This window comes from Pseudonocardia sp. Cha107L01, from assembly GCF_052566575.1.
Window position 1 is genome coordinate 7,717,220 of record NZ_CP199579.1, and the last position, 15,251, is coordinate 7,732,470.

Below are 15,251 nucleotides of genomic sequence, written 5' to 3' on the forward strand. Positions count from 1 at the left end.
CGCCGACCTCGGCCTCGGCTACGGCAGCCTGCTCGACGTGGTCGCCGCCGGCCCCGATGTCCTCGCCGAGATCGCCGCCAGGTCGCCGGAGCGGTTGGTCCGCCCGCTGGAGTCGGTGCGGCTGCACGCCCCGCTGCGCCCCGGCAAGATCATCGGCGTCGGCTTGAACTACGTCGAGCATGTCGAGGAGTCCAGCCGCACCCTGGACACCGCGAAGGACCTGCCCACCCGCCCGGTGCTGTTCAGCAAGCCGGCGACCGCCGTGGTCGGGCCGGGTGAGCCGATCCAGCACAACGGCGACCTGACCGAGCAGCTGGACTGGGAGTGCGAGCTCGCGGTGGTGATCGGCCGGACCGCCAGGCGGGTCAACCGGGAGAACGCGCTGGACCATGTGTTCGGCTACAGCATCGTCAACGACATCAGCGCCCGTGACCAGCGCCGATCCGGCCAGTGGTTCTTCTCGAAGGGCCAGGACTCGTACGCCCCGTTCGGCCCGGCGATCCGCACCGCCGACGAGGTGCCGGACCCGCAGACCCTGGACCTGGGCCTGAAGGTGAACGGCGAGGTGAAGCAGAAGGGCAACAGTGCGCAGATGTTGTTCACGGTCGCCCAGCTGATCGCCGACATCAGCTCCGGCGTCACCCTGGAGCCCGGCGACGTGATCGCCACCGGGTCGCCCCAGGGCGTGGGCGCCGCGCAGAACCCGCCGCAGTTCCTTCGGCCCGGCGACGTCGTCGAGGCGACCATCGAGGGCATCGGCACCCTGCGCAACCCGGTGGTGGACGCCCGGTGAACGAGCCGGCGCACAATGGCCCGGGCCGGGCGGGGCCACTGGATATGCTGCGTCGAGTGGAAGATCATGCGGTGCTGCCGAGTGTCGTCATCGAGCGCAAGGTCGAGTGGATAGACACCGACGCCGCCGGTCACCACCACCACAGCGCCGTGCAGCGCTGGGTGGACGCCGCCGAGACGGCGCTGCTGCAACGGCGCGGTGTGGTCGATCTGTTCGGCCGGATCCCCCGGGTCCGCTACGAGGTCAACTACCGGGACCGGCTCTGGTTCGGGCAGTCGGTGCGGATCGAGCTGGCGGTCGGCCGGGTCGGCGAGAAGTCCATCCGCTACGACTTCCGGGTCAGCTCCGGCGAGACCGTGGCCGCCGACGGCCACCTGTTCATCGCTTTCGCCTCCCCGGGCGAGCCGAAGGCGGTGCCCTGGCCGCCCGCGGTGCGGGCCGCCCTGCTGGACGGCGGCCCGCAGCAACCGGAACGACTCTCCGACAGCTGACCCGGCCACAGCTGACCCGGCACGGAGCCCCCGCGCCGGATCAGCTGCCCCGGATCAGCCGGCGACCCCGGCCGGCTGGCGCTCCAGCACCCGCCCCAGGAAGCCCCGGATGTAGCCGGCGGCCGTGTCCAGGTGGCTCTCCAGCAGGAAGTGGCCGCCGTCAAGGAGCTCGATCTCCGCGTCCGGCAGGTCGGCGGCGAACGCGCGGGCGCCGTCCGGGCCGAAGATCTCGTCGTTGCGACCCCAGATCGCGAGCAGCGGCACCTGGCTGGCGCGCAGGTACTCGTGCAGCCGGGGGTAGAGGTCGCGGTTGGTGCGGTAGTCGCGGAACAGCCGCAGCTGGACCAGGTCGTTGCCCGGGCGGCTGACCAGCGCGAAGTCGTGGTGCCAGGTGTCCGGGCTGACCACGCTCGGGTCCGCCACACCGTGCACGTACTGCCGCCGGATCGCGTCCAGGCCCAGCGCGCCGCGCAACGCGTCCCCGGTCTCCGGGTCGGCGTCCTCGCCGTAGGCCCAGATCGGCGACCAGAACTCCGGCACGAAGCCCGCCTCGTAGCCGTTGCCGTTCTGCGAGATGACCGCCGACACCGCCGAGGGGTCACGCAGCGCGAGCCGCCAGCCGACCGGCGCGCCGTAGTCCTGCACGTAGATCGCGTAGCGGGTCACACCGATCTGCCGCAGCAGCTCGGCGGTGAGCTCGGTGAGCGCGTCGAAGGTGTACTCGAACTCGTCCACCGCCGGCGCATCGGAAAGGCCGAACCCCAGGTAGTCCGGCGCGATCACGTGGTAGCGGTCGGCGAGCAGCGGGATGAGCTCGCGAAACATGAACGAGCTGGTCGGGAAGCCGTGCAGCAGCACGATGGTCGGCCCATCGACCGGGCCGGCCTCCCGGTAGAACAGCTGGTGCCCCCGGACGTCCTGGTAGCGGTACCGAACCTCGACCATGTCTAACCCCTTAGAGTGCCGTTTGCGGTTAGGCACAGCCAAGCACACTGCTTCTAACCTGTCAAACGAATCTAAGTGGTTATGTCGCCGAGGTCAGCCGAGCTCGGCGGAGTCGGTCACCCGCAGCTTGCGTCGCGCGCGGTCGTAGAAGCTGGAGCCGGCGAACCGGACCACCTGCCCACCGTCCAGGTCGACGCCAAGCTGCATGATGTCTCCCGGCCGGACGTCCATCCGGACCTCGCCGTCGACCTCGACCGCGAGCACACCGCTGCCGGTGAGCACCTCCAGTGCCAGCGGCTCGCTGCAGCTCAGGAACAGCGAGCGGTTGAAGGAGGAGTGCGGCGCGACCGGGGTCACCAGCAGTCCCTGGGCTCTCGGCGAGACGATCGGCCCACCGGCGGAGAAGTTGTACGCGGTCGACCCGGTCGGGGTGGAGACGATGATCGCGTCGGCCGAATAGCGGACGAACGGCTTGCCCTCCACCCAGAGCGCGACCGCCGCCATCCCCTGGCCAGGGCGCCGCGCCAGTACGACGTCGTTGTACGCCGTACTCGACTGCCCGCCCACGTCGGCCGTCACCGAGACGCGCGTCTCGACCCGGTGCTCACCTCGGCCGATCGCCTCCAGCGCGGCGGCCAGGTCGGGCACATCGACCTCGGCGAGGAAGCCCAGCTTGCCCAGGTTGACCCCGAGCACGGGCACCTTGCAGCCGTCCACCATTCGCAGCGCGCGCAGCATGGTGCCGTCGCCACCCAGGCTCACCAGCAGGTCGACCTCGGCCGCCAGCTGATCGGCGTTCACCGGTTCGGCGAGGTCCCGGAGCCGGTCCAACTCCTCGGCGAGACCGAGCACCCGCACGGACCGGGACTTCGCCCAGGCCGCGATGGCCTCCACCGCCTGCGCATTGTCACGGCGCGGGTGCAGCACGACCCCCACCGCGCCGAGCTTCGCTGACTCCGCCAAGGTGCTCTCGACCACCGATCATCCGCGGCTGGACACCAAGCGATGCCCCACGGTGAAAGGCTAATCCTCTCGGCTCCTGTCGGCCCCTCTCGGCCGCCGGAGCACGGCCCGGTGATCCGGCAGAGCCGCGGCCACGCGGTGATCCGGCTAGCGCGGCGCCCCGTCCGTGCGGCCGTGCCCCGAGCGCCAGCCCGGTCCCCTGCGGCGGCGGCCCGGCAGGGTGCCGCCGGCATCGGGTTGCGGCGGGAACCGCAGGACCCGCACCTGCACCACCACCGCGGCGAACAGCGCCGCGACCAGCCCCCCGCCGATCACGCCCACCGCGAAGCACCCGGTCGCCGACAGCGCGGCGAAGACCGCCACCACGTCATGGGCGAGTCGAACGCCTTGCATCGGCTGGCGCGTCCGCCGGTCCCTCATCTTCGCGGCAAGGTCAGGAGCGTCGGCGGACAGCCTCAGCTCGATCTCGCGCAGTGTCCGTTGTTCCCGCTCGGTCAGCATCCGATCTCCTCCGGCTCCCCAGGTCACCCCGCCATTGGGTACCACCGTCAGGGCATTCCAACCGCCGGATTTCCGACTTTGAGACACGCAGGTTTGTGCATCCGGGAAGGCGGGCATACCGGGGTGACACCGGTCACATCAGGATCAAGCACAAGCGGGTGAAGACAATGCGGAACAACGTCGATCACATGTCGATCGGCATCCTGCAGGTGCTTGCCGGCCTGGAGTTTCCGGCCCAGCGCTGGCAGGTGATCGCCCAGGCGCAGTACTACGGCGCGGGCACGGCCTACACCGGCGAGCTGACCCGGCTCCCGGTGCGGACCTACCAGAGTCTGCGCGAAGTCGCCGTCGAGCTGAGCAAGGTGCGCCGCGGTGGCCTCATCCAAGCCAGGACGGCCCCGGCGTCGCGGCGGGTGCCGCTCCCGCGGTCCGCACAGGAGTCCCGGGCGAACCCGGCGATGTAGCGTCGGCCGACTGGTTCAGTGCGACTGGTTCAATGCGACTGGTTCAATGCGACTGGTTCAACGCCGCCGTACCGGGTATTCAGCCCCGGGTCGGCACCCACCTGACCCAGCTGTCACCCCCGGTCGGAGGTCAATCGCCGTGAGCAGCACCCCGTACCTGCTCATCCTGCTCATCGGGGTGGTCATCGTGGTGGCGGACGGGCAGCTGATCCTCCGGCAGAGCCCGGCCTACCTCGACGAGGTCTACCAGGACCCGGCGCACTCCCGGCAGGTGGCGGTCCTGGTCGCGGTGCTGTTCCACCTGGTCATGCTGGGCACCGCCCTACTGGTCGCCTCGATCGACCTCGGTGACGACCCGGGCCCCCGGCCGATCATCGCCCGCACCGGCGTCCTGCTGCTGCTGACTGCGCTCGGGCACGGCGCGACGATGCTGCTGCTCGCCAGGATGCGGAGCCAGCAGCTCAACACCCAGGTCGCCGAGGCCCGGATCACCCGGGAGCGCCGGCGCGGCCGGGTCGGCATCCCGTGGGCCAGGCGCCCGGCGGACGCCGACAGCATCACGGCTGACGGCGCGGCTGATCCGAGCGCCCGCAACGGTGGGCGACCGTCCCGGGGAAGCGTGCCCCACACCTTCGGCGGCCGACGACTCATGCCCCGGATCCGCGGCCGGGTGCGCTGACTGCGCCGACGCCGGGTGCCGGGACCCCAGGTGGATCAGCGCGACACCGGCGATGCTGACCAGCCCGCCGACCAGCTCGATCAGCCGCGGCCGTTCGCCCAGCCAGCCGAACGCGACCGCGAGCGCGACGACCGGCACCAGGTACAGCGCCGCCGTGGCCACCGTCACGGTGAACCGGGCGACCGCGTACCCCCAGGTCACGAAGCCGACAGCGGACGGGAGCAGGCCGAGGAACACCACCGACACTGTTGCCCCGATCGGCGCCGACGCAATCCGCCCGATCGCCGCCGGGGCCAGCGGGAGCAGGAAGAGGGTGCCGGCCCACATCGCGTAACAGGCGACCTCGAGGCCGGTGTAGCGGCGCAGTAGCGGTTTGCAGGCGCAGTGGTAGACGCCCTGCACCACCGCCGCGGCCAGCACCAGCCAGGCGGCCGAGGCGTAGTGCGCGTCGCCGCCGGCCAATGCGATCACCGCCGAGCCGGCCAGCGCCACCGCACTGCCGACCAGCTTGAGCCGGCCGAGCCGCTCGCCGAGAAAGAGGTAGGCCAGCAGCACGCTGAACACCGGGGCGGTGGACACCAGCAGGCTCGCGGTACCGGCCGGCACCGCGACCTCACCCCAGTTCAGCAGCAGTTGGTACGCGCTCATCCCGGCCAGCCCGCACAGCGCGATCAACGGCAGATCGGCGCGCCTGGGCAGCCGGACCCGCAGCAGCGGCGCGGCCAGTCCGAGCGCCACCGACGCCACGCCCAGCCGCAGTACCGACAGCGCGGCCACGCCGTAGCCGGCCACCCCGACCCGGATCGCCGGGAACGCGCAGGCCCACAGCACGACGGTGAGAGCCAGTGCGACGGACGCTCGCGGATTACGCGGGGTACCCATGCCACCAGGATGGCGGCTACCATCGATAAGTACTATTTACTCTTTCTACTTGATCAGCAAAGTAGGACTTACATGTTGGATCTGCGCCGGCTCCGCATCCTGCACCGCATGGCCCAGCACGGCACGGTCGCGGCCACGGCCGAGTCGCTGCACCTGACCGGTCCGGCCGTCTCCCAGCACCTGGCCACGCTCGAGCGCGAGGCCGGCACGCGACTGCTGGAGAAGCGCGGCCGAACTCTCACGCTGACCCCGGCGGGCCGGTTGCTGGTGTCGCACGCCGAGATCATCCTGGACGACCTCGGCGCCGCCGAGTCGGCGATGGCCGCGCTCTCCGGGCGCGGCACCGGGACGGTCCGGTTGGCCGCCTTCCCCTCGGCGGCCCGGACCCTGGTGCCGTCGGCCTGGGCGGCGCTGCGGGACGACCCGGCCGGACCGGTGGCACTGCGGCTCGTCGAGCACGAGCCGGACGCCGCGGTAGCCGCGCTGCTGCGCCGGAACGTGGAGGTCGCCGTCGTGCACAGCTACTCGCTGCTCCCCCGCAAGGTCCCCACCAGCTTCGAGGAGCGGCGGCTGCTGGACGATCCGGTGCTGCTCGCGGTGCCGCCGTCGATGGCCGCCGCGCGCGGTCTGGAGCCGGACCAGATCGTGGAGCTCGGCGACTTCAGCACGGCGCGGTGGCTGGCGCCGAAGCCGGCCGAGTCCTGCCACGAGATGATCCAGCGGGCCTGTGGGGCGGCCGGTTTCGTCCCGGAGACGGTCGCCGAGGCCACCGACTTCGCGGTGCTCACCGCCCTGGTCGCGGCCGGCGCCGGTGTCGCGTTGGTGCCGAGGCTGGCCCTGCCGGAGGGCGGGGCGCCGGTCAGCCTGCACCCGCTGAGCCGGCCGGTGACCCGGAAGGTGTTCGCGCTGACCGGCCCGGGCGCCGGCCGCCGACCGGACATCGGCCGCGCGCTGGACGCCCTGGCAACCGCGGCGAGCACAGCGGCGGCGCGCACCGCGTAGTAGCTGACACAGACCCAGTGCCGGCCGCACAGACCATGCAACCCCTGTGCGGCCGGCACGGGCTCTGTGCGGCCGGCACGGGCTGCGGGCCCGAACTACGGCAGGTAGCGGTCCAGCTCGTCGGTGTGCCGGTCCAGGTGCTCGCGCAGCATCTCCTCGGCACCGGCCAGATCCGCGCGCTCCAGTGCCTCGGCGATCCGTTCGTGGTGCTCCACGGCGAACTCGGCGCGGCCGGGCTGGGCCATGAACGCGGCCACCCCGGTGCGCTGCTGGCGATCCCCCATCGACGCGTACAGCTCGGTCATCACGGTGTTGCCGACCGCCCGCACGATGGTGGCGTGGAACTCCCGGTCACAGGCGATGATCTCCGGGTAGGGCGCGCCGTCGTCGAGCAGCGCCCGCTGCTTGTGGACCAGCGGCCACAGCTGGTCGGCCACCGGGATCCGGCGCTCGTGCAGCTCCCGCACCGCGTACAGCTCCAGCGCCAGCCGGGTGCGGGACAGCTCGCGGATCTGCCGCGCGGTCACCGGGGCGACCAGTGCGCCGCGCCGGGGCAGCAGCTGGATCAGCCGCTCGGCGTCCAGCCGCAGGAACGCCTCGCGCACCGGGGTCCGGGACAGCCCGGTGACACCGGCGATGTCCATCTCGGTGACGATGTCGCCGGGCGGCAGCGTCAGGTCGACGATCAGCGCCTTGATGTACTGGTAGGCGAAGTCCTTGGCCGGCACGTCCGGCGGGCGCGCCACGACCGGCAGGTCGGGCCGCACCCTCGGCAGCGCGATCGGTTCCCGCATCAACACAATCCTTGGGTCCGGGGCCAGCGAGAGCGAGTCTAGAGGTCCGGCCCCGGACGCGACGGTCACGCCGGGGTGACCCGGAACCGGCGGTTCGCCAGCGACGGGTTCACCGTACGCACCTGCTCGACCCGGTCCAGGCCGATCGAGGTGAGCGCAAAACCCGGCTGCTCCCCCGCCGAGGCCACCACGGTCCCCATCGGGTCGACGATCATGCTCTGCGCGGTGCAGCGCGGCCCGGTCTGCCCGCTGGCGAGCACGAAGCAGGTGTTCTCGATGGCCCTGGCCCGGACCAGGGTGGCCCAGTGGTCCTCCTTGGCCGGGCCGGACGCCCAGGCCGCCGGCAGCACGATCGCGGTGGCGCCGGCGTCCACCAGCGTCCGCGCCATCTCCGGGAACCGCAGGTCGTAGCAGGTCATCGCGCCGAAGCGGAGGTCGCCGAGGTCGAAGGTGAGCGGGTCGGTGACCTCGGCAGGGATGATCTTGTCCGACTCCGCGTAGCCGAACGCGTCGTACAGGTGGACCTTGCGATAAACCCCGATCAGCGCCCCGTCCGGCCCGACGACAGCCAGCGTGTTGTACGCCCTGGCGTCGCCCTCGACCGACTCGGCCATGCCGACCACCGCGGTCACACCGGCGGCGCGGGCGGTGTCCCGGATCCCGGTCAGGAACGGCCCGTCCAGCGGTTCCGGGTAGCCGGCGTCGGTGCCCACGTTCGTCGGATCGTTGTACATCCCGTTCTCCGGGGTGATCACCAGCTGGGCGCCGGCATCTGCGGCGGTGGTGATCGCCTCGCGGACCAGTTTCAGGTTCTCCGTCTTGTCCAGTCCGGTGGCGAACTGGGCGACGGCGACAGGCACGGTCATGACGGTGTTAGCTCCTTCGTCCGGGCAGATCGGTCAGGGCGTGACGTTCGAGGGGACAGTGCCGGTGCGCAGCGGACGCTCCGGGTGGACGAAGAACCAACAGCCCGCTCCGAGTACCCCGGCGACTGCCAGGATCATCAGTGCCAGCAGCCAGTCGCCGCCGATGCCGACCAGGATGCCGGTGAACAGCGGGCCGGCGGCCGACATCAGGTTGCCGCACAGGTTCGTCCAGCCGGTCACCGTCGCGGAGTGCTCGCCGCCCAGGTCCTGGCACGCGGCCCAGACCTGGACCTGCACCATGCCGACCGAGCCGAGGCTCAGGCAGAGGAAGAGCATCATCCACGGCACGCTGGCGGTCAGCGCGCCGAGCACCAGGAACGTGGCGGCGGCGAGGTATCCGGCGGCGGCGAGGCGGATTCGGCTGGACCAGCGCCGCACCAGCCGGTCGTTGAGCGCGCCGACGCCGAAGACCCCGATCAGCATGGCCACCCAGGGCAGCGCACCCAGCCAGCCCATCTGTTTGAGCGAGAGCCCGCGCGCCTCCACCAGGTAGGTCGGTAGCCAGGTGGCGAAGAAACCCTGGATCAGCAGCAGGCACGCGTACTGCGCGCCGATCGCCCAGAACTGCCCGGAGCCGAAGAAGGCCCGCCAGGGCAGCTCGGCCCGGCGCTCGATCTCGTCGACCCCGCGGCCGGACTCGATGTAGCGGACCTCGGCCGCCGAGATGCGCGGGTGCTCGCGCGGCTCGTCGCGTACCTGCCACCACCAGAGCAGGGCGAGCACCGCACCCACCGCCGCGAAGAGGTGGAACACCTGGTGCCAGCCGAACGACGTCATGATCCACACCACCAGCGGGGTGCCGACCACGTTGCCCAGGTACAGCCCGCAGAGCAGCAGCGAGTTCGCCCTGGACTGCTCGCGTTGCGGGAACCAGCGGTGCAGGGTGAACACCGAGGCGGGCCAGTCGGCCGCCTGCCCGATCCCGAGCACCGCCCTGATCACCACGAAGCCGAGGAACACCACGCCGTACGGGGTGACGAAGGTGAACACCGACCACCACAGCCCGGCCAGCGCCAGCGTCCGGCGCGGGCCGAAGCGGCGGGTGACCAGGCCACCGGGCACCTGGAACAGCGCGTAGGCCCACCAGAACGCGGTCAGGATCACCGACATCTGGGTGACCGAGAACTCGAGCTCCTTCTGGATGACCGGAGCCGCCGCTGTCATTGCGGCCCGGTCCATGCTCATCACGAAGGTCACCGGCAGCAACAGCCCGGCGCTGATCAGCCACCGCGTCCCGCCGGTCGGCGCTTCGTCTGCCCGGCCACCTACCGACGGTTCGGTGCGACCGCTCTGAATCGACCCGGCCACGGCGTCACCGCACCGAGGTGGGATCGAGCTTGGCCTCGAACGCGGCCAGCGCGCCGGACCACTCGGCCAGCCGGGTGCCCCCGGAGATCTTGCGCCGCAGCTCCGGCTCGGCGGACTCCTTGTCCCGCAGCGTCTCGGCGATCTCCAGCGCCTCCTCCCGACCCAGTACGGCCACCCCGTCGGAGTCACCGAACACGACGTCGCCCGGGTTGACCACCGCGCCGCCCACCGTGACCGGCACGTTGATCGCGCCCTCCACCCCCAGGATGCGGGTGGTCAGCGCGGACACGCCGGCGGAGAACACCGGCAGGCCCAGCTCGAGGATCTCGTCCACATCGTTGATCGAGCCGCTCACCACCGCGCCGACCGCGCCCCGGGTGGCCGCGGTGAACGACACCATGCCGCCGAAGCAGGAGCGGCTGTCCCCGCACTGGTCGATGACCAGCACGTCGCCGGGCCGCAGCTCGTCGGCCGCGACGTGCAGGGCGGTGGAGTCAAGGTGCGGCAGGCGCACGGTGAACGCCGGGCCGACGAACTTCAGGGGCCGGCGGATCGGGGTGAGCCCCGTGGGGAAGCCGTAGTCCCGCAGGTGCCCCAGGGTCGAGGTCTGCACCTTGCTCAACGCCTCGACGATCTTCGGATCCAGCGGCTCGGTGGCACGCCCGCGCACGAACATCTTTCGCTCCTCGTCCGGCGAGCGGCACCCGCCTGTTGTCCGATCGGCCCGCCGCGGTGCGACCGCCGCGGTTGGTCCCGGCCATCGTGAGCCCGGCCGTTTTCGATCAACGCATACGTAACGCATGCGTTAAGTATGCGTACCAGTGTTAGGGTTCACCCTCCAAGGCCCCGGCACAGGTGAACCGATTCAGAAGCGGCTCTCACGGCGGCGAGCGGCACGGCCACACCGTGAACCCAGCCCGCACCGCGAACCCCGGCCGCACCCGGCCCGCACCGTAGATCCGCCGCACCGCGAACCCCGGGCCGCACAGCGAACGCCGGCCGCACCGCGAACCGCGGCCGCACCCGCGAACCCCCGCCGCACCGCGAACCCCGGCCGCACCGCGAACCCCGGCCGCACCCGCGAACCCCCGCCGCACCGCGAACGCCGGCCGCACCGCGAACGCGGCCGGAACGTGAACCCCGCCGGCACAGACCCACCGCGGCTCGCACAGTCCCTGCACGGGCTGTGCGAGTTGCACGGGGTCTGTGCCGGGGCGGACACGGCCGGCGCGGGCACGGCCGGCGCGGGCACGGCCGGCGCGGACACGGCCGGCGCGGACACGGCCGGCGCGGACACGGCCGGAACGGGAACCCGTCACCCGGCCTGTTGTTACCGAGCTACACAGGAGGCTGGTCCGGGCGAGCAAAAACCAGCCTGCTGTGCAGCTCGGTAACGAGGTGCACGTCAATGAGGTGCACCGGGTACGGGCGGCGTGAGCTCTCGCCGGCCGCCGGGAGGCCCGGGGTCACCGGGAATCGCCGCCAAGTCCCCGTGTGCGCACAGACCTGCCGCCGTTCGCGCAGACCCCGAGGGGTCTGCGCGAGCGACACGGTGGCTGCGTCGGCGTGCGTGCGTGCGTGGCGCGAACACGGCCGGCGCGCGCACCAGCGAGCTGTCGCGCAGCGTGAGCGCTACCACGGGGCGCAGCGTGAGCGCTACCGCGTCGCGCAGCGCGAGCGCTACCGCGGGGCGCGGCGTGAGCGCTACCGCGTCGCGCGGCCTGAGCGCTACCGCGGGGCGCAGCGTGAGCGCTACCACGGGGCGCGGCCTGAGCGCTACGTCGCGCGGCCGGAGCGTTTCCGCGGGGGCGCGGCCTGAGCGCTACCTCGTCGCGCAGCGTGAGCGCTACCGCGTCGCGCGGCGTGAGCCTTGACGGCGGGTGTCAGGAGGCCAGGGCGCGGAGCAGCGTGCGGGCGAAGTCGCCGTACCGCTCGGGGGTGAACTCCGTCGGCTCGGTCAGCACCAGCCGGACGGCCTGCTCGCCGACCGCCGACAGTGCGCGGACGGTCAGCTCGAGATCGACGCCACCCAGCCCACCCCGCCGGCCACTCCCCCACACCAGCAGGGCGCGCAGTTGCTCGAGCGCGAACCGCCGACCGGCCGAGACGTGCTCCCGGACCTCCGGCGGCGTGTCGTCGGCCGGCAGCATCAGCAGCCGCCAGGACACCGGGTACTCGGACACCGCGCGCAGCAGGTTGACCGCGGCGGCGGTCAGGGTCTCGGCGAAGTCGGCGTCCTCGGTGAACGATGGCATCGCCTCGGCCAGGGTGGCCACCACCCGCCGCTCCTCGCGCTCCAACAGCGCGCGCAGCAGCGGTCCGCGCCCCGGGTAGGCGCTGTACACCCTCGGCTTGGCGAGATCGGCCTCGCGGGCCACCGCCTCCATGGTGGCCGCCGCATAGCCCTTCTCGACGATCAGCTTCAGCGCGACGTCCAACACCTGTTCGCGGCGCACCTCGATGGGCATCCGGGGCTGGCGGGTCCGCCCCGGGTCGGCCGGCGTGCTGGTCGCACTCATCGGGGGCAATGTATACCGCTTCAGCACACCGCCGGAGTGCCTGACGCGACCGGCCCACACCCCCGGTTCGAGCGCGTTGCCGGCCGAGCGCAGGCGATCTCCGGAAGATCCGGTACACACTCAGTGGACGTTGGTCGGGCACTACCGTTCGTCGCGTCAAGCCGGCCGCTCAGAGCCGAACGGTCAACCCGCACAGAGCGTTCCGACGCCCCGTTGTGATAGCTTTCAGCACGTTGCAGTCGTGTTTTCCTCGATCGTTGCGAAGCGTCCGTGGAGCGTGACAGACCGGGCTTCGTGGCTCTGGGGAACCTCTCAGATAAGCGCGGGCTCAGCGCAACACCGGCCGGCGCGGTGTCGGTCGTTACGCACATCAGGAGAGACATGGCTCAGGGCACTGTGAAGTGGTTCAACGCGGAGAAGGGCTTCGGCTTCATCTCCACCGACGACAATGGCCCGGACGTTTTTGTGCACTACTCGGCCATCCAGGGATCCGGCTTCCGCAGCCTCGAGGAGAACCAGCGTGTCTCCTTCGAGGTCAGCCAGGGCGCCAAGGGCCCGCAGGCCGACTCGGTGCAGGTCATCTGAAGTCGACCACTAGACAAGCGACCCCGGGCGGCAACTCCGCCCGGGGTCGTTTGCTGTCCGCCAGGGCATTGAACCAGGTCAGGCCCGGCGGGCCACCCGGTGCGTCGAGGCACCGGTGTCGTCGGTGATCGGCGGCGGCACGCCGTCGCGGACCGGCACCCAGCGCGGTCCGGTCGGGCCGAACGCGTACCGGGGCTCCGGCGCCACCCACAGGCTGACCAGGTACGTCGCCGCGGCCAGCGCCAGACTGACCGGCAGGCTGATGTCGATGCCACCGGCGACGTCGTGCAGTGGGCCGACCACCAGCGGCGGGTAGTTGGCGAACATCAGCCCGACCACCGCGGCCACGATCCAGGCGGTCATCGGCCGCCAGTTGACCCCGCCGGAGAACCAGTAGCGACCGCCCACCCGGCCCTCGTTGAAGACCTGGAGGTCGGCCGGGAAGTAGTCACCGCGGCGCACCAGGTAGCGATCATCATGATCGCCATCCACGGCGTCGTGCAGATGACGATCGCGCCGATGAACGCGTTGACGCTGGCGGTCAGGTCGAACAGCAGCCGCCCGGCCAGGATGAACACGAAAGCCACCGCGCCCACCACCAGTGAGGCGGCCACCCGGCTCAGCCGGGGGAACACCGAGGAGAAGTCCAGCCCGGTGCCGTAGAGCGAGGTGATCCCGGTGGACAGCCCGCCGAGGAACGCCACGATCATCAGCAGCGGCGCGTACCACAGCGGGGACAGCTGGATCAGGGTGAACACGTAGTCGCCCCGGCCCACGGTGAGGGTCGCGGTCAACACCCCGAACAGGAACGGCACCAAGGTCGCCAGCTGCGCCGACACGGTTGCCCAGAGCAGCCGGCTCGGCGGGGTGGCCGCCGGGATGTAGCGCGACCAGTCACCCAGGAACGCCCCGAACGACACCGGGTTGCCCATCACGATCAGCGCCGAGAGCACGAACGTCGGCCAGAACGAGCCCAGCGCATAGCCACCGGCACCGGCCGCCGGAGCCGCGCTGAAGGCACCGGCGAAGGCCAGCACGGCGAGCAGCATCAGCACCGTGTTGGCGACCACCACCAGCTTGTTGACCAACAGCATGAACTGGTAGCCGTAGACAACCACGACGATCACCACCGCGCCCAGCACCGCGTACACGGCGGCCCGCAGCAGCGTCGAGTCCGGTACCCCGAACAACCGCGCCGCGCCGCCGACCAGTGCATCCCCGCTGACCCACACCGAGATCGAGTAGAACGCGATCGCGGTGAGCAGGGACAGGAACGAGCCGACGACCCGGCCCCGCACTCCCAGGTGCGCTCCGGAGGACACCGCGTTGTTGGTACCGGTGCGCGGCCCGAACAGACCCATCGGCGCCAGGATCAGCGCGCCGACCACCACCCCGAGGACAGTGGCCAGCACCGCTTGCGGCAGCGTGAGCCCCAGCATGATCGGAGTGGTTCCGATGAGCACCGTGGCGAAGGTGTTCGCACCGCCGAACTGGATCCGGAACAGGTCCCAGGCGCCCGAGGAGCGGTCGGCATCCGGAATGGTGTTGATGCCGTGTTGCTCGACCTCGGTGGCCCGGGGCTGGCGGGGACCGGGTGCCGTCGGGGTAGCGGTCACGTCGCCTCCAGTCGGTTGCGCGCAGCGGAGCGCCTGTCAGGCAGGGTAAGGACTGGAACCGCAATAGACAACTCTTGTTTTCTACCAGGATACCTCTGTCGTCTAGGTCAGGAGCTGCCGTGGAGATCGTGGATCTGTCCCAGCCGGTGCACGGGGGCATGCAGGTCTACCCGGGCGACCCACCCGTCTCGATCCATCCGGCGGCCCAGCTCGCGGCGGACGGGGTGAACGTGCTGAGCATCCACGCCGGCTCACACACCGGCACGCACGTGGACGCGCCCTTCCATGTGCTGGCCGACGGAGCCCGCCTCGACGAGCTCGACCTCGCCCTGTTCCACGGGCCCGCAGTGGTCGCCGACGTCCGGGGCCGGCCCGCCAGGGCCCCGATCGACTGGGCCGAGCTGGAGCCGTGCGCGGCGGCGCTGAGGCCCGGCGCGGTGCTGGTGCTGCACACCGGCTGGTCCGAGCACTTCGGCACCTCGCGCTACCTGGAGCACCCCTGGCTGACCGCGGCCGCGGCCCGGCGGATCGTGGCCAGCGGGGTGCGTTCGGTCGCCATCGACGCGCTGAGCCCGGACCCGACCCCCGCCGACGGCGAGGAGCCCGGCTCGCTGCCCGCGCACCAGATCCTGCTCGGCGCCGGCGGAGTGATCATGGAGAACCTGACGAACGTGTCCGCGCTGGAGCGCTTGGCCGACCCGGTGCTGAGCTTCTTCCCACTCGCGCTGGCCGACGCGGACGGCGCCCCGGTCCGCGCGGTAGCGATGGCGGGACGGTGAGCCC

At 71.5% G+C, this 15,251-nt stretch carries 15 protein-coding genes and 1 pseudogene; 6 read left to right on the top strand and 10 right to left on the bottom strand.

Translation table 11 applies throughout. The features are described from left to right. Positions 1 to 37: 37 nt before the first annotated feature. Entirely contained in the window at positions 38 to 793 is a 756-nt protein-coding gene (locus ACTXG6_RS36460) for a fumarylacetoacetate hydrolase family protein (RefSeq protein ID WP_445183874.1), read from the top strand. Between the two features lie 56 nt (positions 794 to 849). Beyond that, positions 850 to 1,284 carry an acyl-CoA thioesterase gene (locus ACTXG6_RS36465; RefSeq protein WP_445183875.1) on the top strand — a complete coding sequence of 145 codons (435 nt, stop codon included), beginning with the start codon at positions 850 to 852 and terminating at the stop codon, positions 1,282 to 1,284. Between the two features lie 54 nt (positions 1,285 to 1,338). Here ACTXG6_RS36465 and ACTXG6_RS36470 read toward each other — a convergent pair whose 3' ends face one another. The 3 genes from ACTXG6_RS36470 to ACTXG6_RS36480 all read right to left on the bottom strand — a co-directional run bounded on the left by ACTXG6_RS36470 (position 1,339) and on the right by ACTXG6_RS36480 (position 3,693). Next, a complete protein-coding gene (locus tag ACTXG6_RS36470) occupies positions 1,339 to 2,229 on the bottom strand; it encodes an alpha/beta fold hydrolase (RefSeq protein WP_445183876.1) in 891 nt (296 codons plus the stop codon). Between the two features lie 93 nt (positions 2,230 to 2,322). After that, the gene (locus tag ACTXG6_RS36475) at positions 2,323 to 3,207 is read right to left on the bottom strand and encodes an NAD(+)/NADH kinase (RefSeq protein ID WP_445183877.1); all 885 of its coding nucleotides are present in this window, start codon (positions 3,205 to 3,207) and stop codon (positions 2,323 to 2,325) included. A 132-nt stretch (positions 3,208 to 3,339) separates the two neighbouring features. Further along, positions 3,340 to 3,693: a DUF3040 domain-containing protein gene (locus ACTXG6_RS36480; protein WP_445183878.1), complete on the bottom strand. Its 354-nt coding sequence runs from the start codon at positions 3,691 to 3,693 to the stop codon at positions 3,340 to 3,342. A 167-nt stretch (positions 3,694 to 3,860) separates the two neighbouring features. Here ACTXG6_RS36480 and ACTXG6_RS36485 point away from each other — a divergent pair, with 167 nt between their 5' ends. Beyond that, positions 3,861 to 4,157 carry a DUF2795 domain-containing protein gene (locus ACTXG6_RS36485; RefSeq protein WP_445190197.1) on the top strand — a complete coding sequence of 99 codons (297 nt, stop codon included), beginning with the start codon at positions 3,861 to 3,863 and terminating at the stop codon, positions 4,155 to 4,157. A gap of 322 nt (positions 4,158 to 4,479) precedes the next feature. Here ACTXG6_RS36485 and ACTXG6_RS36490 read toward each other — a convergent pair whose 3' ends face one another. Beyond that, positions 4,480 to 5,718, bottom strand: a complete 1,239-nt coding sequence (locus ACTXG6_RS36490) for a DMT family transporter (protein ID WP_445183879.1) — start codon at positions 5,716 to 5,718, stop codon at positions 4,480 to 4,482. Between the two features lie 72 nt (positions 5,719 to 5,790). On the opposite strand from ACTXG6_RS36490, the gene ACTXG6_RS36495 reads away from it, so the two are divergent. Next, complete coding sequence (locus ACTXG6_RS36495; protein ID WP_445183880.1) at positions 5,791 to 6,720, top strand: LysR family transcriptional regulator; 930 nt, start codon at positions 5,791 to 5,793, stop codon at positions 6,718 to 6,720. A gap of 95 nt (positions 6,721 to 6,815) precedes the next feature. Here the strand turns inward: ACTXG6_RS36495 and ACTXG6_RS36500 are convergent, their stop codons facing one another. From ACTXG6_RS36500 to ACTXG6_RS36520, 5 genes are all read right to left on the bottom strand, one after another. Further along, positions 6,816 to 7,514, bottom strand: coding sequence for a GntR family transcriptional regulator (locus tag ACTXG6_RS36500; protein WP_445183881.1), 699 nt, complete (start codon positions 7,512 to 7,514; stop codon positions 6,816 to 6,818). A 65-nt stretch (positions 7,515 to 7,579) separates the two neighbouring features. Beyond that, complete coding sequence (locus tag ACTXG6_RS36505; protein ID WP_445183882.1) at positions 7,580 to 8,380, bottom strand: carbon-nitrogen hydrolase family protein; 801 nt, start codon at positions 8,378 to 8,380, stop codon at positions 7,580 to 7,582. A 33-nt stretch (positions 8,381 to 8,413) separates the two neighbouring features. Continuing rightward, positions 8,414 to 9,748 carry an MFS transporter gene (locus tag ACTXG6_RS36510; protein WP_445183883.1) on the bottom strand — a complete coding sequence of 445 codons (1,335 nt, stop codon included), beginning with the start codon at positions 9,746 to 9,748 and terminating at the stop codon, positions 8,414 to 8,416. 4 nt (positions 9,749 to 9,752) lie between these two features. Next, positions 9,753 to 10,424 (bottom strand): RraA family protein, encoded by a 672-nt coding sequence (locus ACTXG6_RS36515; protein WP_445183884.1) that lies wholly within the window; start codon positions 10,422 to 10,424, stop codon positions 9,753 to 9,755. Between the two features lie 1,207 nt (positions 10,425 to 11,631). Further along, positions 11,632 to 12,267: a TetR/AcrR family transcriptional regulator gene (locus tag ACTXG6_RS36520; protein ID WP_445183885.1), complete on the bottom strand. Its 636-nt coding sequence runs from the start codon at positions 12,265 to 12,267 to the stop codon at positions 11,632 to 11,634. 381 nt (positions 12,268 to 12,648) lie between these two features. Between ACTXG6_RS36520 and ACTXG6_RS36525 the strand changes: the two genes are divergently transcribed. Beyond that, entirely contained in the window at positions 12,649 to 12,852 is a 204-nt protein-coding gene (locus ACTXG6_RS36525) for a cold-shock protein (protein WP_325712787.1), read from the top strand. Between the two features lie 78 nt (positions 12,853 to 12,930). Here the strand turns inward: ACTXG6_RS36525 and ACTXG6_RS36530 are convergent. After that, positions 12,931 to 14,468: pseudogene (locus ACTXG6_RS36530) on the bottom strand (purine-cytosine permease family protein). A 119-nt stretch (positions 14,469 to 14,587) separates the two neighbouring features. Here ACTXG6_RS36530 and ACTXG6_RS36535 point away from each other — a divergent pair. Next, positions 14,588 to 15,247, top strand: a complete 660-nt coding sequence (locus ACTXG6_RS36535; RefSeq protein ID WP_445183886.1) for a cyclase family protein — start codon at positions 14,588 to 14,590, stop codon at positions 15,245 to 15,247. The last annotated feature ends 4 nt before the right edge of the window (positions 15,248 to 15,251 follow it).